This is a genomic window from Paenibacillus sp. VMFN-D1 (assembly GCF_003386155.1).
GTDB lineage: Bacteria > Bacillota > Bacilli > Paenibacillales > Paenibacillaceae > Paenibacillus_AQ > Paenibacillus_AQ favisporus.
Window position 1 is genome coordinate 443965 of the sequence record NZ_QRDU01000001.1, and the last position, 19291, is coordinate 463255.

Annotated in this window: 18 protein-coding genes; 16 read left to right on the forward strand and 2 right to left on the reverse strand. The window is 55.2% G+C overall.

What is annotated here, in order from left to right:
* The 3 genes from rpe (at window position 1) to spoVM (ending at window position 1159) form a co-directional block, all read left to right on the forward strand.
* Window positions 1-663, forward strand: coding sequence for a ribulose-phosphate 3-epimerase (gene rpe, locus C7820_RS02060; protein ID WP_089548135.1), 663 nt, complete (start codon window positions 1-3; stop codon window positions 661-663).
* A gap of 4 nt (window positions 664-667) precedes the next feature.
* Entirely contained in the window at window positions 668-928 is a 261-nt protein-coding gene (locus tag C7820_RS02065; RefSeq protein ID WP_076169943.1) for a hypothetical protein, read from the forward strand.
* Window positions 929-1078: 150 nt separating this feature from the next.
* Window positions 1079-1159, forward strand: coding sequence for a stage V sporulation protein SpoVM (gene spoVM, locus C7820_RS02070; protein WP_036707696.1), 81 nt, complete (start codon window positions 1079-1081; stop codon window positions 1157-1159).
* A 352-nt stretch (window positions 1160-1511) separates the two neighbouring features.
* Here spoVM and rpmB read toward each other — a convergent pair whose 3' ends face one another.
* Window positions 1512-1700: a 50S ribosomal protein L28 gene (gene rpmB, locus C7820_RS02075; RefSeq protein WP_047910965.1), complete on the reverse strand. Its 189-nt coding sequence runs from the start codon at window positions 1698-1700 to the stop codon at window positions 1512-1514.
* Window positions 1701-1984: 284 nt separating this feature from the next.
* Here rpmB and C7820_RS02080 point away from each other — a divergent pair, with 284 nt between their 5' ends.
* From C7820_RS02080 to C7820_RS02115, 8 genes are all read left to right on the forward strand, one after another.
* A complete protein-coding gene (locus tag C7820_RS02080) occupies window positions 1985-3790 on the forward strand; it encodes a DAK2 domain-containing protein (RefSeq protein WP_116229600.1) in 1806 nt (601 codons plus the stop codon).
* A 57-nt stretch (window positions 3791-3847) separates the two neighbouring features.
* The gene (locus tag C7820_RS02085; protein WP_116229601.1) at window positions 3848-4705 is read left to right on the forward strand and encodes a DegV family protein; all 858 of its coding nucleotides are present in this window, start codon (window positions 3848-3850) and stop codon (window positions 4703-4705) included.
* Window positions 4706-4718: 13 nt separating this feature from the next.
* Entirely contained in the window at window positions 4719-6770 is a 2052-nt protein-coding gene (recG, locus tag C7820_RS02090) for an ATP-dependent DNA helicase RecG (RefSeq protein WP_089548132.1), read from the forward strand.
* Between the two features lie 62 nt (window positions 6771-6832).
* Entirely contained in the window at window positions 6833-7120 is a 288-nt protein-coding gene (locus tag C7820_RS02095) for a stage VI sporulation protein F (RefSeq protein ID WP_076169947.1), read from the forward strand.
* Between the two features lie 308 nt (window positions 7121-7428).
* Window positions 7429-8217: a gluconate 2-dehydrogenase subunit 3 family protein gene (locus C7820_RS02100; protein ID WP_116229602.1), complete on the forward strand. Its 789-nt coding sequence runs from the start codon at window positions 7429-7431 to the stop codon at window positions 8215-8217.
* Window positions 8218-8284: 67 nt separating this feature from the next.
* The gene (locus tag C7820_RS02105) at window positions 8285-9964 is read left to right on the forward strand and encodes a GMC family oxidoreductase (protein ID WP_076169949.1); all 1680 of its coding nucleotides are present in this window, start codon (window positions 8285-8287) and stop codon (window positions 9962-9964) included.
* A gap of 65 nt (window positions 9965-10029) precedes the next feature.
* A complete protein-coding gene (tatA, locus tag C7820_RS02110) occupies window positions 10030-10221 on the forward strand; it encodes a twin-arginine translocase TatA/TatE family subunit (protein WP_116229603.1) in 192 nt (63 codons plus the stop codon).
* 41 nt (window positions 10222-10262) lie between these two features.
* Window positions 10263-10649, forward strand: coding sequence for a cupredoxin domain-containing protein (locus tag C7820_RS02115; protein ID WP_076169951.1), 387 nt, complete (start codon window positions 10263-10265; stop codon window positions 10647-10649).
* Window positions 10650-10777: 128 nt separating this feature from the next.
* On the opposite strand, the gene C7820_RS02120 is transcribed toward C7820_RS02115, so the two are convergent.
* Entirely contained in the window at window positions 10778-11452 is a 675-nt protein-coding gene (locus C7820_RS02120; RefSeq protein WP_116229604.1) for an SOS response-associated peptidase, read from the reverse strand.
* 301 nt (window positions 11453-11753) lie between these two features.
* Between C7820_RS02120 and C7820_RS02125 the strand changes: the two genes are divergently transcribed.
* The 5 genes from C7820_RS02125 to C7820_RS02145 all read left to right on the forward strand — a co-directional run bounded on the left by C7820_RS02125 (window position 11754) and on the right by C7820_RS02145 (window position 19265).
* Window positions 11754-13022: a DNA polymerase IV gene (locus C7820_RS02125; RefSeq protein WP_116229605.1), complete on the forward strand. Its 1269-nt coding sequence runs from the start codon at window positions 11754-11756 to the stop codon at window positions 13020-13022.
* Window positions 13019-13519, forward strand: coding sequence for a YhjD family protein (locus C7820_RS02130; protein ID WP_076169954.1), 501 nt, complete (start codon window positions 13019-13021; stop codon window positions 13517-13519). Before C7820_RS02125 ends, C7820_RS02130 begins: the two co-directional genes overlap by 4 nt.
* Window positions 13520-14389: 870 nt before the next feature.
* Window positions 14390-16624, forward strand: coding sequence for a hypothetical protein (locus C7820_RS02135; RefSeq protein WP_397334076.1), 2235 nt, complete (start codon window positions 14390-14392; stop codon window positions 16622-16624).
* Between the two features lie 36 nt (window positions 16625-16660).
* On the forward strand, window positions 16661-17854 hold the full coding sequence (locus tag C7820_RS02140; protein WP_076169956.1) for a HEAT repeat domain-containing protein: 1194 nt from the start codon (window positions 16661-16663) through the stop codon (window positions 17852-17854).
* Between the two features lie 43 nt (window positions 17855-17897).
* On the forward strand, window positions 17898-19265 hold the full coding sequence (locus C7820_RS02145) for a glycosyltransferase family 2 protein (protein WP_181909050.1): 1368 nt from the start codon (window positions 17898-17900) through the stop codon (window positions 19263-19265).
* Window positions 19266-19291 lie beyond the last annotated feature (26 nt).

The following is a 19291-nucleotide window of genomic DNA, read 5'->3' on the forward strand; positions in this document are numbered from 1 at the left end:
ATGATTAAAATCGCACCATCGATATTGTCGGCGGACTTCGCCAAACTGGGTCAGGAGGTTGCCGAAGCGGAGAAGTCCGGAGCCGACTGGATTCATGTGGACGTCATGGACGGGCACTTTGTGCCGAATATTACGCTGGGGGCGCCGATCGTCAGCGCCATTGCCCCCCACACGACCCTGCCGCTGGATGTGCATCTGATGATCGAGAATCCGGAGCGGTACATCCCGGATTTCGCCAAGGCGGGAGCGGCTTTCATTACAGTGCACGCGGAAGCCTGCACGCATTTGCACCGCGTTGTGCATATGATTAAAGAGCTGGGCGTAAAGGCGGGGGTTGCCCTGAATCCGGGTACACCGGCGTCTGCGATCAGCGAAGTGCTGGAGGATCTGGACCTGGTGCTGGTCATGACCGTTAACCCCGGCTTCGGGGGACAGGCGTTCATTCCGCGCACCGTTCACAAAATCCGCCAAATCCGCCAGCGGCTCAACGAACTGTCGCTGTTTAACGTCCATATCGAAGTGGACGGCGGCATTACGTCCGAGACGGCGCCGCTGGTAACCGAGGCGGGTGCCGACGTGCTGGTGGCGGGAAGCGCCGTGTACGCGCAGCCCGACAGAGCCGCTGCCATTTCGGCCATTCGCCGCAGCGTCGGGGGAAAATAATTTCATGAAATTCAAAGACGCGCTGTATCTGACTTTGGCCAGTATCGGAACAGGCCTGTTGCTCGGTATATTTTCCATTCTGAAATCGCCGTTTAATGCCATCGCCTCGCTGATCGCGGTGGTGCTGGCCATTTATTATTTCCGGAAAAACGAACGCAAGGGATTAAGGATCGGCTACGTCATCTTTTCGATCCTGTACTACCTGCTGTTTATCTTTATGCTGTCGGTCTACCAATTTTATCAATTGTCTCCGGCTTCAGCTTGAGGCTAAAGGAATAGGGCGTGCTCTTTGAGCATACATATGGTTACATGAGTCAAGGTTCTCATGTAACCTTTTTTTTGTTCCGTCTTAACATTGATCTGGTTCAGGGCATACCATACCGTGATGACATGAGAATGATGGGGAGGGTGAGATATGAAATTTTATACGTTTAAGCTGCCAAAGTTTTTGGGAGGATTCGTGAAGGCTCTTTTAAACACGTTTCACAAAAGCTGATCTTGATACCCTTTGGTATGCCGCTTGCACAACCGTAAACGGCTTCGCCTTATTGAAGATCATAGAACATACAAGGTTCAGCGGAGCTGAACGATTCTATGATCGCAAGAAAAACTTCTGCTTCGCGGTCGGTCTTCCCATGAGAGCGCATCAATAGACGTTTTTCTTACAGGCGGAGCTCGCGTTTCGCGGATGAAATATAAGGCCGGTATAAGAACACAGGCGGATTGACCCTTATATTTCAAAAAAAACCTCTGACAGATGCCAGCGGCATGGCTGCCAACTGATACCGGCCAAAGGCATTAAAAAAGCACCTGCTGGAAACTAGGTGCTTTTTGCTTATATGTCATTACTAAACGCGGGTAACTTTACCTGCTTTCAACGCGCGAGTGCTTACATAAACGCGCTTCGGTTTGCCGTCAACAAGGATACGAACCTTTTGAACGTTTACACCCCAAGAACGACGGTTACGGTTGTTAGCGTGGGATACGTGGTTACCGCTGCCTGGTTTTTTGCCAGTCACATAACATTTGCGAGACATAGATTACACCTCCTTAGCTCCAAACACCTGCATAAAACAATACTTGTATATTTTATCATAGCAAAAAATGCTTCGTCAACCGCCTGCAAAAACATTTATTTCTGGGGTGTCTTATAGTACAATGTTGATTAGCCCATACTATTTTGAGATGGGATCAATTAACATTTATTTTTTTGAATAGGATTATCCGAAAATTGGACGAATGGCGAAACGAAAACGTGCATTGATTCGTATTTATAAGGACGCCAATGGCTTAGGGATCAAGCTAGGAAGGGGATTTATCATTGAGTAAGCGTTCTTTGAATGGAACTGATTTTACCGCTATGGTTCTGGCTGGGGCGGAACAATTGCAGCAGCATGCCGAGCATGTCAATTCATTGAATGTGTTTCCGGTACCTGATGGTGATACGGGAACGAACATGAATCTGACGATGGGCGCCGGCGTCGCTGAACTGAAGAGAAACAATTCGAATTCGATCGGGCACAGCGCAGGCGTGCTGTCCAAGGGACTGCTCATGGGCGCGCGGGGGAACTCCGGCGTGATTACCTCCCAATTGTTCCGGGGCTTTGGACGCTACGCCGCAACCTATGATGAACTGAATGCGGTTCAGTTCGCGCAGGCGCTGCAGACCGGAGTTGACGCAGCTTACAAGGCGGTAGTTAAGCCGGTAGAGGGCACGATCCTGACGGTTGCGAAGGAAGCCGCGAAGCATGCGGTATTTTTGGCACGGCGCACACCGGATATTACAGAGCTCATGGAACAGGTGCTCGCCAAAGCAAAAGAAACGTTAGCCCAGACTCCGGAGATGCTCCCTGTCCTGAAGCAGGTGGGGGTTGTCGATTCGGGGGGACAAGGTCTGGTTTATATTTACGAGGGATTTTTGCAATATTTGCACAGCGTCAGCGAAGGCGGCTATGATTACCAGTCCTTTGCGGCACCGAGTGCGGTACAGCCGGCCCAGGATCAACCGGCGGCAGCAAGAACCCAGGTAAAGCCAGCGCCAGTGGCGACAGAAGTCCCGGATATTGCGCAGTCCCGCCTGGAAACGGAAGACATCGAATTTTTATATGATATGGAATTTTTCATTAACCGGAAGTTAGGGGATGCGGCAGGTACGCATTTCGACGAGGATCAATTCAGGAAAGCGTTGTCAATGAACGGGGATTCGATTATCGTCATTGCCGATGACGAGATTATCAAGGTTCACGTGCATTCCAAAGCACCGGGCGAGGTGCTGAATTTGGCGCTGCGTTACGGCGAAATTACCCAGATTCATATTCTGAATATGCGCGAGCAGCACCGGGATCTGCTGTCGGCCGGGATGGACATCGCGCCGATGCCGGAGGTTTTTGCCGATATTCCGGTCGAATCGATGGACCATACGCCGGAAGAGGCGCCTGCCGAGCCGCCGGCCGATGAACTGGCACCTTACGGGTTTATCGCTGTGGCCTCCGGACAGGGCATTGCGGACATTTTCAAGAGCCTGGGCGTCGATGTCGTCCTCTCGGGCGGCCAGACGATGAACCCGAGCACGGAGGACTTTGTGAACGCGATCGCGTCCATTTCCGCGCACCATATTTACATTTTGCCGAACAACTCCAATATCGTGCTTGCCGCCCAGCAGGCGGGAGAACTGCTTGAGGGCGAACGCAGCGTGAAGGTCATTCCGAGCAAGACGGTGCCTCAGGGCATTGCCGCGGCATTCGCCTTTTCGGAGGAAGATTCCGAGGAGACGAATACGAGCAGCATGCTGGAAGCGATCGGCCGGATCAAGTCGGGTCAAGTGACCTATGCCGTGCGCGACTCGCAAATCGATCAGCTGGATATTAAAGCCGGCCAGTTTATCGGCATCGAAAATTCGAAGATCGTGACGGCTGCCGAAGGTCTTCTGCCTGCATGCCAGGAGCTTCTGACCAAGATGCTGGAGAACGGGGACGAAATTGTGACCATTCTCGCCGGGGAAGAGGCGAACCCGGAAATGACGGGCGAGTTGGCTGCGTGGCTGGCAGAGCAGTACCCGGATGCGGAAATTGAAGTGCATCAGGGCGGACAGCCGCTGTACTATTACATTTTTTCAGTGGAATCTTGAGAGCAGCCTTGGGACCGAAAATCGAAGTTTGAATGAAAATGAAGGAGGCCCCATTCGATGACCAAACCGGTAATTGTAACGGACAGTACGGCCGATATACCTGAGGATATCGCGAAGCAGCATGACATTCACGTCGTTCCGCTCCGGCTGATGTTCGGCGAGGATACCTTTGAAGACGGCGTGGACATTTCCGCCGAGGTGTTCTACAAACGGCTTGTCCAGTCCGAGCAGCTTCCGACTACGTCGCAGGCTTCTCCAGCAGATTATATGCAGGTTTATCAAGAAATTATGAATGATTATCCGGGCTCGCCGATTATTTCCTTTCATATTTCCTCCGGGCTGAGCGGCACGTATCAATCGGCCACGATTGCCAAGTCCATGCTGGAGGGCGACCCGGATATTACGATCGTCGATTCCAAATCGGCGTCCTACGGATTCGGCCTGCTGGTCGTGCATGCAGCCAGACTGGCTGCCGAAGGCAAAACCGCAGAGGAGATCGTGCGTTCCGTTGAAGAGGTGCGCAGGCAGCGCAAGCTGTATTTTCTCGTGGACACGCTGGAATATTTGCAAAAAGGAGGACGAATCGGCAAGGCGGCGGCCATGATCGGCAACCTGCTGAACATCAAGCCGATTCTGTCCATTGACGAAGAAGGCATTATTTATGCGGTGGAGAAGGTCAGAGGCCGCAAGAAGGCGCTGGCCCGGATCCTGGAGCGTTTTCGGGAGGATTTGGGCGGCGTTCAAAACATCAATGTGGCAGTGGGCCATACGGCCGACCCGGCTTCAGCCGAGCCCGTGCTCGAGGATCTGTCGCGGGACTTCCGGCTGCAGGAGGTCGTTCTGACGAACATCGGACCGGTCGTCGGAACCCATGTCGGGCCCGGGACGCTGGCCGTGTTTATATGGCCCGCTTAAATGAGGGATAACCATGAGTCTGAGTCTTGAACAAATATCGGTACGGCAGGTCCGCGGCGTGAGCGCCCTCAAGGAAGGGGAGCTTCACGCCTTTGGCATCTTTACGGTGAAGGATTTGCTGGAATATTATCCGTTCCGGTACGAGGATTACCGGCTCCGTTCGCTGCAGGACGTGAAGGACGGGGACAAAATTACGATCCAGGCGAAGGTGATGGGCGTTCCCGTACTGCAGCGGTACGGGCGAAAGTCCCGCCTCAGCTGCAAAATGATGGCTGAGGAATGGATGTTCACCGCCACCTGGTTCAATCGGCATTTTCTGAAGGATCAGCTGACCTCCGGGCGCGAAATCGTGCTCGTCGGCAAATGGGACCAGCGCCGTATGCAGCTGACCGTGTCGGAATCGGAGTTTCCGGACCAGGGGGCATGGCGCAGCGGTACGGTGCAGCCGGTCTATTCGGTCGGGGGCAAAATTACGCAGACCTGGATGCGCAAAACGATGACCCAGGCGCTCGAGCAGTACGGGGAAATGATCCCGGAAATTTTGCCGGAGGAACTGCTGCGGAAGTACCATCTGATGCCGCGGAAAAAGGCGATCGCCACGATCCACCAGCCCCAGGATACCGGGGAAGGGCAGCAGGGTCGCGAGCGGATGGTCTATGAGGAGCTGTTTCTGTTTCAGCTGAAAATGCAGGCGTTCCGCGCCCTGAACCGGGAGCGGATGGACGGCGTCGTCCATACGGTGGACAACAAAACGATGCGCGAGTTCGTGCGCAGCCTGCCGTTCGAGCTCACCGATGCGCAGAAGAAGGTCGAGCTCGAAATTTTGCAGGACATGCGCTCGCCGCACTGCATGAACCGGCTGCTGCAGGGAGACGTCGGCTCCGGCAAAACGGTGCTGGCCGCGATCGCCTTGTACGCGTCGGTGCGTTCGGGCTATCAGGGCGCGCTGATGGTGCCGACCGAAATTTTGGCCGAGCAGCATACGCGCTCGCTGCAGAAGCTGTTTGAGCCGTTCGGCATCACCGTCGGCCTGCTGACCGGCAGCGTTACGGGGCGCAAGCGCAAGGACCTGCTCGCCTCGCTGCAGATGGGCTTGACCGACATCGTCGTCGGAACGCACGCCCTGATCCAGGAGGACGTGTTTTTCCGCAAGCTGGGCGTGGTGGTCACCGACGAGCAGCACCGGTTCGGTGTCAACCAGCGCGGCATTCTGCGGCGCAAGGGGTATAATCCGGACGTGCTGACGATGACCGCGACGCCGATCCCGCGGACGCTGGCGATTACAGCGTTCGGCGACATGGACGTGTCCACGCTGTCGGAGCGCCCGAAAGGACGGATCCCGATCACGACGTACTGGGTCAAGCACAATATGCTCGACCGGGTGCTGGGCTTCATCGCCCGCGAGGTGGACCAGGGGCGCCAGGCGTACCTGATCTGTCCGCTGATCGAGGAGTCGGACAAGCTGGATGTGCAGAACGCGATCGATCTGCATGTCCAGATGCAGCAGGCGTTCCCTTCCTACAAGGTGGGCCTGCTGCACGGCCGTATGACGCCGGCCGAGAAGGAGGAAGTGATGCGGGCCTTCTACGAAAACGAGGTGCAGCTGCTCGTCTCGACCACCGTCGTCGAGGTCGGGGTGGACGTGCCGAATGCGACGCTGATGGTCATTATGGACGCGGACCGTTTCGGCCTGTCGCAGCTGCATCAGCTTCGGGGCCGTGTCGGACGCGGTGAGCACGCTTCTTACTGCGTGCTGATCGCCGACCCGAAGTCGGAGGTCGGTCAGGAGCGCATGAACGTCATGACCGAGACGGACGACGGCTTTGAAGTATCCCGGCGCGACCTGGATCTTCGCGGACCGGGAGATTTCTTCGGCACGAAGCAGAGCGGTCTGCCCGAGTTCCGCCTGGCGGACATGGTGAGCGACTTTGCCGTGCTGGAGCAGGCGAGGGATGACGCCGCCCGGCTGGTGGCGGATCCGGCGTTTTGGACCTCCCCGGCGTACGGGCCTCTGCGAGACTATTTGCAGCAGGAACAGATTTTTCAAGGAGATTTGGTCGATTAGGTCAGTGGACAACCCCTCCCGTCATATACTTAGTTGGACTGCATTAGACGGGAGGTGCCAATATGGGTTATCAGCAGTACGGAATCAGCCCCCAATTGGTCGCACGGATCAAGCTGAAGATGAAAAATCCGGCCACCAAGGAGCGCATTAAAAAATTGATCGAAGGCGTAAACAAACAGGACCTGCAGGATCCGGCCAGGGTACAGCGGCTGGTCAAGTCGGCATCGTCCATCCTGAACGAGAAGCTGACCGGCGCCGAGGAAGGACAAATCGTCCGGTTTGTGATCGCCCAAAAGATCGATCCCAATAATACGTTCCACCTGATCAAATTGTGGGGAATGTTTCGCTAAAAAAGCATACAAGCGCTTAGAATGCAGCCCTCCGGGAGAAACCCGGGGGGCTTTTTTTGTATTCAAAGCAGGCAGCAGCGTAACCTGCCCGAACTTCTTGACGTATTAGGCGGTCAGGTGATTGGCGGACTCTCTTCCTTTGAAGATCAATCCAGCGGTTGTGATGGAAACCGCGAGGTTCGTCCTAGTCATTTGGTCGCAATATGACGTCTGATGTCAGATATTGCGTTTGAAACAGAGAAATTTTGGGTAACTGATTCGAAGTGGTCTTCTTTATTGCATCCACAATATTCATAATTGGAGGGATCATGTTGCCAGGACTGAAATTGGGGAAGAGCAGCAAGCCGGCCCGGTCGAAAGAACCGGATGAATCCCGGCGAAAATTTTTGAAAGCCTCGGGAATGACGCTTGGCGGTCTGGTCGTCGGCGGTGTGTTCGGAGGCGTCCTGACGGACAGTCTGGAGAAAAATCAGGCACCCAAGACGGCGCCTGCCGACAGCAAGCCTGAGGCATCGCTGCAGGATGCGCTGATGTTCTTTAACCAGGAGCAGTTTAAAATGACCGAAGCGGCGGCCGAAAGGATTTATCCCGAAGATGAGAACGGTCCCGGTGCCAAGGCGCTGGGCGTCGCCTTTTTTATTGATCATCAGCTCGCAGGCCCATGGGGGTATAATGCGCGGGACTATATGATGGGTCCTTTTGTCCAGGCCCAGACAACCCAGGGGGAGCAGTCGCGGCTGAAGCGCAACGAGATGTTCACGCTGGGCCTGGAGGGACTGAAGAGCTACTGCCAGCAAAAGCACCAAAAGGCTTTTACGGAGCTTGAGGGCCAGCAGCAGGACGAAGTGCTGACCGCTATGGAGAAAGGGGACAAATTCCCCATGCGCGGGGTGACGAGCAGCAGCTTCTTCAACATGCTGAAAAATTTGACGATCGAGGGCGTATACGCCGATCCGCTCTATGGCGGCAACCGGAATATGAACGGGTGGAAGATGCGGAATTTTCCGGGCAACCAGATGAGCTACGCCCAGCAGATTACGAAGGAAGGGCTGGTCCAGATCCAGCCGAAAAGCCTGCAGGCTCACATGAGCGAATAAATTTCACAGATATAAGGGGACATCAGACGTGGCCAAATTACCTAAAGTACCAGTGGTTATTGTTGGAATGGGCTGGGTCGGCGGCATCATTGCAGCCGAGCTGACCAAAGCGGGCGTCCAGGTCGTCGGACTGGAGCGCGGAAAAAGCCGGAGTACGGAAGATTATTTCATGGATCATGATGAGCTGCGGTATGCGCGGCGTTTTGAACTGATGCAGGACTTGTCCAAGGAAACGATCACGTTCCGCAATACGGAATCGATGAGGGCGCTGCCGATGCGCAGCTATGGCTCTTTCCTGCTGGGGGACGGGCTCGGCGGCGCCGGATCGCATTGGAACGGGCAGACGCACCGCTTCCTGCCGTATGACTTTGAGATTTACAGCCAGACGGTCGATCGGTATGGAAAAGGCAAAATTCCCGCCGGCATGCAGCTGCAGGATTGGGGAATCACGTATGATGAAATCGAGCCGTATTACGACAAGTTCGAGCAGATGGCCGGCATTTCCGGGGAATCGGAAGCGAACCCGATGCTTGGCAAACGGTCCCATCCGTTTCCGACTCCGCCGATGAAAAAAACGCCGATCCTGCAAAGGTTCGAGGAGGCGTCGAAAAAGCTCGGGTACCATCCGTACATGATCCCTTCGGCCAACCTGAGCGAGAACTACAAAAACCCGGACGGCGTCTCCCGTGCGGCCTGCCAGTACTGCGGATTTTGCGAGCGGTTCGGCTGCGAGTACGGCGCCAAGGCGGATCCGGTCGTGACTGTGATCCCGACGGCGATGGCCACCGGCAAGCTGGAGGTGCGCACGTTCTCGAACGTGACCGAAATTCTCCATGACGGCAAAAAGGCGACTGGCGTGGTGTACATCAACACGGTGACCGGGGAAGAGGTGACCCAGCCGGCGGACGTGGTCATTCTCGGCAGCTTCGTGCTGAATAACGTGCGCCTGCTGCTGAGCTCCAAGCTCGGAACGCCCTATGACCGGAAAACCGGCCGGGGAACGATCGGCCGGAATTATGCGTATCAGGTCAACTCCGGGCACGCGGTCGGCTTTTACGATGATGAAGAGTTCAGCACGTTCATGGGTGCCGGGGCGCTCGGGATGGAGTTCGACGACTTCAACGGGGATAACTTTGACCATTCCGATTTGAAGTTTCTGCACGGGGCGGGCATCCGGATCAGCCAGAACGGCCTGCGCCCGATCGAGAACAATCCGGCGCCGAAGGGCACGCCGACCTGGGGCAAGGAATGGAAGAAGACCACGCTGAAGTACGCCAACCGCGTGCTGACCGTAGCGACGCAGGGGGCAAGCTTGCCCTGGAAGCACCACTATTTGGATCTCGATCCGACCTACAAGGACATTTACGGCAAACCGCTGCTGCGGATTACGTTTGATTTCGAAGATCAGGACCGTGAGCTGACGAAGTTTCTGGCAGACAAGGCCGGTGAGGTCATGAAGGAAATGGGTCCTTCCCATGTGGAGGTCAAGGACAAGCTGGATCCTTACAATATCGTTCCTTACCAATCCACCCACAATACCGGCGGGGTCATTATGGGCGCGGACCCGGAAACGTCGGCGGTGAACAGTTATCTGCAGATGTGGGAAGCGGAAAACGTGTTTGTGGTAGGTGCTTCAGCATTTCCGCATAACAGCGGCTACAATCCGACCGATACTGTCGGCGCACTTGCCTACCGGGCGGCGGAAGGGATCCAGAAGTATTTGAAACAGGGAGGCATGCTTGTCTGAACAGGCAGTGCTTTCGGGCTACTGCGTGACGGTCATGCGACTTCATGGAAAAGGAGGGATCGGCCATGCTTTCGACGATCGGAGTACCGGGGCTGCTGCTGTTGCTGCTGCTCGTCCTGCTGCTGTTCGGGCCGTCCAAACTGCCGCAGCTCGGCAAGGCGGTGGGAACGACGCTTCACGAATTCCGCAGCTCTGCGCGGCAACTGACGGAAGAGGATGAGGAGAAGCAAGAGGCGGGGCGCCGCCAGGAAGGATAACAGAACAACATACTTATTTATTTTAAATGGAGGGATTTAACATGAAAAAATGGATGCTGATGGGACTTACGCTGCTGTTGGTTTTTGTGCTTAGCGCCTGCGGAAGCAGCGGCGGAAGCGGGAGCGGCTCGTCGGACGAGTCTTCGTCTTCCGGCGGCTCGGACGGCGTGAAGGAAATCAAGGTGACGGCGTCAAACTTTAAGTTTGAGCCATCCGAGATCAAGGTCAAAAAGGGCGAAAAAGTCAAAATTACGCTGGAGAACAAAGATGGAAACCACGGTCTGGCCATTCCCGATTTCAACGTGGACCTGCAGAAGCCAAGCTCTGCGGAGTTTACCGCCGATCAAGCAGGTGAGCATGAGTTCCACTGCTCCGTTATGTGCGGTGCCGGCCACAGCGATATGAAGGGGACCCTGATTGTTGAATAAATTGGCTTAGCAGATGATGGAGCACCGGACTGCCTTCTGAACGAAACCGGAGGCAGAATCGAGAAAGCGCCGCCCAGCCGGACCGTAAAGGTTCGCGCAAGGCGGCGCTTTTTTTGGCATATATACGGTTACGCACCTTCCGGCACCCGTTCGATGCAATCGGGCGTATCGTTTTTAACCGAATTGACCGTCCTTGAGACCGGGTAAGCTTCCATTTCCTCGGCAGGATAGGGCACGAGCAGCTTCTGCAGGGCGTTTACGTCCGTCTGCCCGCGGTCCAGCCAGGCCATTTCGTCCTCCGGGCGCAAAATGACGGGCATCCGGTCATGAATCGGCGCCATCAGTGCATTGGGCCCGGAAGTGATGACCGTGCAGGTGCTCAGCTTACTGCCGTCCTCCTGCAGCCAGGTGTCGTAGAGGCCGGCCATGCTGAAGATTCCCCCACCCCGGAGGGTGATCCGGTAAGGGACTTTGCCGCTGTCGGTTTTCATCCATTCATAGAATCCGTCGGCGGGGATCAGGCACCGCTTCCTCGCAAAAGGCAGCTTATAGGCCGGCTTGTCCGCCAGCGTTTCGCTTCTGGCGTTGATCATCTTGCTCCCCATGCTGCTGTCCTTGGCCCAGGACGGGACCAGCCCCCATTTAAGCTGACCGGCGCGAAGGTTGCTTCCATCATGAATGACGGCCAGTACGTTCTGCGCCGGAGCGATATTATAACGGGGATGAAAGTTCAGCGCAAGCTCAAGCTCATAGCGCAGCATCAATTCTTCCATCGACACGGTCAGTGTATAACGGCCGCACATCAGGCACTCCCCCTTTTGTGGAATGATCGTTGTAAACAGTGTACCGCGGGATGCCGGTTTACGCCAGCCTGTCTGCCAGCAGCAAGGGAAGGCTGTCAAAAAATACATTTGCATAGAGAACATGTGTTTGGTATATAATACGAATATACGTTCGCTTACCGAGTGAGCATGCTTCGTGGAGAGGGAAGCGGCCCGGATCGTTTTTTTGACGAGCGGTCTTGAGGAAGCTGGAGCTTCTCGGAGCTGCCCGACCCAAACCGGTTTAACGAAATGCCAAAGTGGATGTGGAGGGTGTGTGCGCTTGAGCAGATCAAAGGAGAGAATTATATTTTTGGCCGATTGTCAGAGCTTTTATGCAAGCGTAGAGAAAGCGGATCATCCGGAGTATAAAGACAGGCCGCTCGCCGTTGCCGGAGACCCGATGCGCAGATCGGGTATCATTCTGGCCGCCTGCCCGATCGCTAAGAGCTACGGGGTATCCACCGCCGAACGGCTGGGGGAGGCGCTCAAGAAGTGCCCGGATCTCGTCATTATGCGTCCAAGAATGCAGCATTATATCGATGTCTCGCTTCAGATTACCCGGATTTACGAGGAATATACCGATCTGGTCGAAATATTCAGCATCGACGAGCAGTTTCTGGACGTGACCGGCAGCCTGGCTCTCTTCGGCGACCCCGTGAGCATTGCGAAGTCGATCCAGCAGAAGGTGATGGAGGAGACGGGAGTCTGGGTGCGGGTCGGCATCAGCTCGAACAAAATTTTGGCTAAAATCGCCACCGACATTTGGGCGAAGAAGAACAAGGAGGGCATTTTTATACTGCCCAAAGCCGACATCGAGAAGAAGCTCTGGCCGCAGCCGGTCCATAAGATGTTTGGAGTGGGCTCGCGCATGACGGCCCATTTTGCCAAGCTTGGCATGACGACGATCGGGGATGTGGCGAGAACGCCTCTTCCCCAGCTAAAGGATAAATTCCGGGCGCGGTTCGGCAAGCAGTCGGATATCCAGGCCGAAGTGATGTGGCGCACCGCCAATGGCATGGACGACAGCAAGGTGACCCCGGAAACGTTCGACAAGCCTCCCAAATCGGTCGGGCATATGATGACGCTGCCCCGGGACTACGCCATCCCCAAGGAGGTCGACACGATTCTGCTGGAGCTGACGGAAGAAGTATGTCGCGACTGCCGCCGGAAGGGATATATGGGCTCGGTCGTCACGGTCAGCTGCATGTGCAGCCCTTATGACGCGCCGACAGGCTTTTCCCGGCAAATGAAGATGCCGGATCCCACGAACAACACGAACAAAGTGTATGAAGCCGTAAAAACGATTTTTTATAAGCACTGGGACCGCATGCCCGTTAGGCGCGCCGGGGTCATGCTGAGCGAGCTCAGCGACGACCGGAATTACCAGCTGACGCTGTTTGAAGACCAGGAGCGGCTGCGGGCTCTGGAAAAGGCGACGGACCATATCAAGCAGCGGTACGGCAGCATGGCGATCGTAAGAGCCTCTTCCCTTACGGGCGCCGGCCAGGCAGCGGAGCGGTCCATGAAAATCGGGGGGCATTATAAATGAGCAAGAAGCTTGAGAATAACGGGATTTGGGAATCCAGCCGCATGATGCTGCCACAGCACCGGGAGGAACTGCTGAAGCGGCGCTCGCAGCAGCCGGAGGAACACCGGCCGCCCCGCAGGGAGGACCTGGAGCTGATGCGGGACAGGATCCTGCTCCCGGTCATGATATCGATTGTGAAGAAGCGGATCCAGGCGATCGAGGCGTCAAGCGAGGCTTTGAAGCACCTTTATTCGAAGGTGGCCCAGGTCCTGCTGCAGGACATCCAAAAGGATTTGTCCAAGGTGGAGCAAACCATGCTCGATGAGCGCATCGATCTGACCCAGGAGGGAAAGGACACCCAGATGATCTGGTACCGGTATTCGTTTCATGGGTATGAGGATACCTTTACGATCACGCGGGATTATATGCGCACGGAGGTCAGCGTAAGAATCGGACGGTACTCGGACCGGCTGATTACGGCATTGTACGCCCGTCTGCAGGATCATAAGCAGAAATAACCGAATGGAGCCCGTTGTCTTGTCTGGGAGACAACGGGCTTTTGGCCGTGTCGTACCTGGGCGAGATCAGGATCGGCGGACATCCAGGCCGCTGTGGCCATAACGATGGATAGGAAGCGTACAGCAGAAATTACCAGGTTCAGCCGCCGGGATCCGGGGTAGGTATGGGAGTGGAACACCCAAGAACGGAATGGGGCCTGTTTCCTATTTTGGAAATCCGGGGGATCATACGTTTTGCAATTCGGCGGGAAAAAGGCCGCCAATGGTAAATTTCAACAAATTACGATTTTAAAAAAAGCCCCCATAGCGATTGATTTTTGAAAAACCTGCCCGATGATCCTAGTCAAAAAGAAGCGGGGGAACGGGGAGAAAGGACCACTAAAATGAACGAAAAGTCTGGTAATTGGAATCCAGTAATTGGAATGATTTGGTGAAAAAAAGACAGGAGGTCCTACCCGGGACCACGTTCTCATTTTTGTAATGTGACATAAATTGGCAAACGTTGATGTGACGCGGTTTTTCGCTGTCGCTTTATCGGACTATGGTATCAATTTTGTAATCTTTATGGATAAAGCTGTTAAATAGACCACAACTTTAGCAATTTTGAGGCGTATAAATGTCCAGTTAACCTGTCGCCTCAAGGCTTGGTTTACGTTTCTTTGTTATTCGTAACGGGGCCGGCTGACAGGGGATGGCAGGGCTCTATGGTCCGCACGAGGGAGTGGCGGGCTAGGTCGGCGGGGTGGGAAATTTCCAACTACTAGCCTAGTTTACAGATCGGGGCCGAATAGTTAAAAATTAGATTTAGGCGAAGGCCAAGCCCCGGACCGATGAGGCAAAAATCGAAAACGAGGTGGGAACGAAGAGGCGATGATCAGACGTAAAACACTATTTATTTGGATCACGGCGGCTGCGGTTCTCATAGCCGGAGGCGGGGCGGCGGGACTGATGTTGAAGAACCCGACGGCTGCGGCCTACAAAGATCCGGACGGTACGAGATTTACGTTTAAAACCCAGGGGGACCGTTTCCTGAAGTACGAGAAGGACGGGACATGGAAAGAGATATTCGTTAAAGGCGTTAATCTTGGCGCCACGGTACCGGGACATTTTCCGGGGGAGCTGCCGGCGACCGAGGAAGATTATCTGCGCTGGTTTAAAGAAATTGACGACATGGGCGCTAACGTCATACGGGTCTATACGATTCACCAGCCCGTATTCTATCAGGCTCTCGTCAAGTACAACAAAGACAAGGGGGACGACCCTCTGTATTTTATGCAGGGGATCTGGTCGCCTGAAGAACAGCTGATCGAGCAGCAGGACGCCTATTCGGGGGATATTACGAAACAGTTCAAAGAGGAAATCAAGAAAGCGGTGGCCGCGGTATACGGCGATGTCACGATCCCGCAGAAGCAGGGTGCGGCAAGCGGGGAGTACAAGGCGAATGCCGGCAAGTACTTGATGGCATGGCATCTTGGAACCGAATGGGACCCGGGTATGGTCAAAAATACGAACAAGGTGCACAGCGACGTGAAGGCCTATCAGGGCAAGTATTTTTCGGGTACAAAAGACGCGGCTCCGTTCGAAAACTGGTTGGCCAGCTTGCTTGACTATACGGCCGAGCAGGAGGAGCATTACGGTTGGGAGCATCCCGTGACTTTCACCAACTGGGTCACGACCGATGTGCTCAGCCACCCTGGCGAACCGCTGTTCGAGGAAGACATGGCGAGCGTTGATGCCCGGCATGTTCAGCCTACCGGCTGGAAAGGCGGTTATTTCGCGGCCTATCACGTCTATCCGTATTACCCGGACTTTTTCCGGACGGATTCGACGCTCCAGACGATCAAGGACGACCAGGGGAACTACAATACCTACAAAGCTTATCTCCGTCAGCTAAAGGCCAAGTATAAGGACATGCCGCTGATGGTCACGGAGTACGGTGTTCCTTCTTCTGTCGGCGTGTCGCATTTTGGCGCCGGAGGGCGCGACCAGGGCGGCCATAACGAACAGGAGCAGGGAGAGATCGATGCATCCCTGACCAAAGACATTCACGACGAAGGCTACGCCGGCGCCATCCTGTTCATGTGGCAGGACGAATGGTTCAAGAAAACCTGGAACACGATGCCGATGGAGCTGCCTGAAGACCGGAGGTCCTATTGGATCAACGTTCTGACCAATGAGAAAATGTTCGGCCTGCTCGGCATGCTGCCGGGCAAGGAGAAGCTGATTACGATTGACGGCAATCTCACCGACTGGGACAGGCTCCCGGAAGGGGAAGTACAGCACTGGCAGGGCAAGATCCCGGGAGTCCAGGATATGAAAATTACGCATGATGAGGGCTACCTGTACATCGGCATGAAGCTGGACCATCCATTTGATCCGGCCAAGTCGAAGCTCTACATCGGTGCCGACACGATCACAGGCGGCAACCAGCCGTCCGCGAAGCAGCTTCCCGGGAGGAAGCTGGAAGGCGGGGCGCCCGAGACGCTGATCGAAATCGGCAAGGACGAGGAGTCCCAGGTGGAAATCGCGGCCGATTATGATTTTCACCAGCGGCTGTACGGCAAAGACGGTTATTGGATGCTGCCCGAGGCGGAGGCAGGAAACACGGCGCCGTTCCATCCGTGGAAGCTGGCGATCAGCCTGCTCATGAATCCGCCGGATACGCGCTTTTCGCATCCGTTCATCGACAAGACGATTGGTACGCTGAAAAGAGGGACGACGGACCGCAGCAAGGAGACGTTCGACTCGCTGACTTCTTGGCAGTACAGCGGTGATTCGATAGAAATGCGAATCCCGTGGATGCTGCTGGGCTTCTCGGATCCGAGTTCCCTTCAGGTCATCGACTACGGTCCGCTGAAGGAACGGAGTTACTTCGGCACGACCACAACCGACGGGATACGGCTTATTCCGTGGATCGTCCAGCGTGACGGAAGCGGCGTGTCCTGGCCCGGAGGAGATCAGAAGACGCTGAACGTGCAAAGCCTGCCGCTGTATACCTGGAAGCAGTGGGACACGGTGCAGTACAGTGAACAGTTGAAGCAGAGCTATTACATCATGAAGGATGCTTTTACGAAAATTTCCGGCCCTAAAGAGAAAAAGGAGTAGGAGAATTGACTTTCTAAAAAGGAGGAACCTGCTAACATGTTTCATTTAACCGTTGCCTATATTTTCATCTATGTGTGCCTCGGCTTGATTGCCCTAGGGATTCTGCTGTTGTTCCAGATGAAAATATCGCATAACCGGGAACAGCGGAACCGTGAAGCGTATGCGAAGAAGCATCATGACTACTTTGTGTACGTTCAGGCCAATCTGCAGGATAATGTCGAATTGAGGCTTCCGCCCGGCAAGCTGAAGAAGCTTGAGAAGAGAGTGATTCAAGATAAATTCATCGAGTGGATCGAGCAGTTTAAAGGCGATTACCGTTCCAAGCTGATCGAGCTGTGCCGGGAGGCCGGCTTTGTGGAGGAGGACCTGAAAGCACTCCGCAGCATCCGGTACGGCCGGAGGCTGGAGGCGGCCTACCGTTTGGGAGGCATGCGCGCACCGGAGGCGGTGCCGATGCTGCAGAACATCCTGCAAAAACGCAAATACAGCTCGCTGTCGATCGTTCTGGCCCGCTCCATTGCGAAAGCGGCGGATAACAGCGAGGATCTGCTCCAGATGCTGCGCGCCCTCTTGTCCCACGGCAAGCCGATCCATAACCTGGCGGCGGATATTATGCTGGAGACGGGGCTCGATTCGAGCGCGATTTTGCTCAAGCTGCTGAACGACTCCGATTCCGCGCTGGTCAAGGTGGGACTGGTGGCCATGTGGGGACAGGCTGTACCGGAAGTCATGCCGGTTCTGGGACGTTTGGTCGGTGCGGAAGAGAAGGACGTTCGCGCCGAAGCGGTCAAGCTGTATCTCACGACAAATCCAGCGCTCAAGGACGATACGATCGCCCAGCTGATGAGCGACCGAAGCTGGGAGGTTCGGGCCGAAGCGGCCAGAGCGCTTGGCCAGCTGCACGCCGCAGGCAGCATTCCGCTGCTGACCGATGCGCTGCGCGATTCCAGCTGGAAGGTGCGTTATAACAGCGCCGAGAGCTTGGCGGAGCTGGGAGAAGCCGGCTTTGAGGCCTTGTGCCAGGCCGCGCTGACCGGCGCCGGCATCCAGCGCGAGGCTGCCCTGCACCGGATCGAGCTGGTGATGGAAAAGGAGCGCGAGCACAGCGCGATCGAACAAATGGTGGCTTACAACAAGAAACGGCTTCTGTACGACCGTTATTTCGGCGTGAAGCAGCCGGCCAAACGGGTTGGCGGGGTAGCCGCTGTAGGAGGGGATTACTCTGCTTAGAGACATACTTATGTATTACGGCATGATCGCCGTGTATTACGTCATGATCGTCAACATTTTGTATTTTACCATTATGGCTTTATCGTACCGGAACATCGGGACCATCTACCGGAGGTCCAAATATTCCAATTACAATACGCTGTCCGGCTCGGAGCTGGTGCCGCCGGTATCGCTGCTGGTGCCAGCCTTCAATGAGGAACTGACCATCAGCGAGAACGTCAACTGCCTGCTGACGCTCAACTATCCGACCTACGAGGTCATCGTGATTAACGACGGGTCCAGCGACAATACGGTGGATGTGCTCATTAAGGAGTTCCGGCTGAAGAAAATGCCGAATCCGGAGTTCCGGGGGACGATCGACACGCAGGAGATTCGAGGCGTTTATCATAATCCCGATTATCCCTCCCTGTTTGTAATAGATAAGGAAAACGGCGGCAAGGCCGATTCGCTGAATGCAGGTATCAACTTGTCGCATTATCCGCTGATCTCTTCCATCGACGCGGACTCGCTGCTGGAGAAGGACGCCCTGATCCGCATGGCCCGCATGTACATGGAGAATCCGGAGGAAATGGTGGCGATCGGCGGCGACGTGCGTATTGCCAACGGCTGTCTGATCGAGAACGGTGCGGTGCAGAAAGTGTCGCTGCCGCGTAAGATCTGGCCGATGTTCCAGTCCATCGAGTATATGAAAGCCTTCCTGGGCGGACGGATCGGCTGGAGCCATATGAACGGCCTGATCATTGTCTCGGGCGCGTTCGGCCTGTTCCGCAAGGACTATGTTATTGCTGTCGGCGGATACCGCGGCGGTTATCCGGGAGAAGACATGAACATCATCATCAAGCTTCACCGATACATGCTCAGCCATAAAATCCCGTACAAGGTAGCATTTTGCCCTGAAGCCGTCTGCTGGACGCAGGCACCGGATACGTACAAGATTATCTCCAACCAGCGCAAGCGCTGGGGGCGGGGAAATCTGAAGAACATGATCGAGAACCGCGGAATGCTGTTTAATCCGAAGTACAAGGTCATGGGTATGATCACGATGCCTTACAACGTCCTGTTTGAAACGTTAAACCCTTATTTTAGAATCACGGGCCTGTTGGCTCTGGTAGGATATACGCTGCTGGACATGACTCACTGGCGCATTCTATTGACTTTCTTTCTTCTGAACTTCCTGAGCGGCTATCTGCTCAGCGTCGGTGCCATCATCCTGGAGGAAATCGCCTTCCGGCGATACAAGAAATTGTCCGATCTGTGGAAAATGCTGCTGTTCTCCGCGCTGAAGTTTTTCGGATACCATCAGCTCGGCGTGCTGTGGCGCGTCCAAGGACATATCCAGTATCTCCAGAACAACAATTCCTGGGGAACGATGACCCGGCAAAGCTGGAGCGAAGAAAGCAAAACAGCCTGATGGGCCCCGATTCAAAGATTTATACA

Coding starts and splice junctions, on each gene's coding strand:
- rpe (WP_089548135.1), top strand. CDS start 1: ATGATTAAAATCGCACCATCGATATTGTCGGCGGACTTCGCCAAACTG.
- C7820_RS02065 (WP_076169943.1), top strand. CDS start 668: ATGAAATTCAAAGACGCGCTGTATCTGACTTTGGCCAGTATCGGAACA.
- spoVM (WP_036707696.1), top strand. CDS start 1,079: ATGAAATTTTATACGTTTAAGCTGCCAAAGTTTTTGGGAGGATTCGTG.
- rpmB (WP_047910965.1), bottom strand. CDS start 1,700: ATGTCTCGCAAATGTTATGTGACTGGCAAAAAACCAGGCAGCGGTAAC.
- C7820_RS02085 (WP_116229601.1), top strand. CDS start 3,848: ATGACCAAACCGGTAATTGTAACGGACAGTACGGCCGATATACCTGAG.
- recG (WP_089548132.1), top strand. CDS start 4,719: ATGAGTCTGAGTCTTGAACAAATATCGGTACGGCAGGTCCGCGGCGTG.
- C7820_RS02095 (WP_076169947.1), top strand. CDS start 6,833: ATGGGTTATCAGCAGTACGGAATCAGCCCCCAATTGGTCGCACGGATC.
- C7820_RS02100 (WP_116229602.1), top strand. CDS start 7,429: ATGTTGCCAGGACTGAAATTGGGGAAGAGCAGCAAGCCGGCCCGGTCG.
- C7820_RS02105 (WP_076169949.1), top strand. CDS start 8,285: ATGGGCTGGGTCGGCGGCATCATTGCAGCCGAGCTGACCAAAGCGGGC.
- tatA (WP_116229603.1), top strand. CDS start 10,030: ATGCTTTCGACGATCGGAGTACCGGGGCTGCTGCTGTTGCTGCTGCTC.
- C7820_RS02115 (WP_076169951.1), top strand. CDS start 10,263: ATGAAAAAATGGATGCTGATGGGACTTACGCTGCTGTTGGTTTTTGTG.
- C7820_RS02120 (WP_116229604.1), bottom strand. CDS start 11,452: ATGTGCGGCCGTTATACACTGACCGTGTCGATGGAAGAATTGATGCTG.
- C7820_RS02130 (WP_076169954.1), top strand. CDS start 13,019: ATGAGCAAGAAGCTTGAGAATAACGGGATTTGGGAATCCAGCCGCATG.
- C7820_RS02135 (WP_397334076.1), top strand. CDS start 14,390: ATGATCAGACGTAAAACACTATTTATTTGGATCACGGCGGCTGCGGTT.
- C7820_RS02140 (WP_076169956.1), top strand. CDS start 16,661: ATGTTTCATTTAACCGTTGCCTATATTTTCATCTATGTGTGCCTCGGC.
- C7820_RS02145 (WP_181909050.1), top strand. CDS start 17,898: ATGATCGTCAACATTTTGTATTTTACCATTATGGCTTTATCGTACCGG.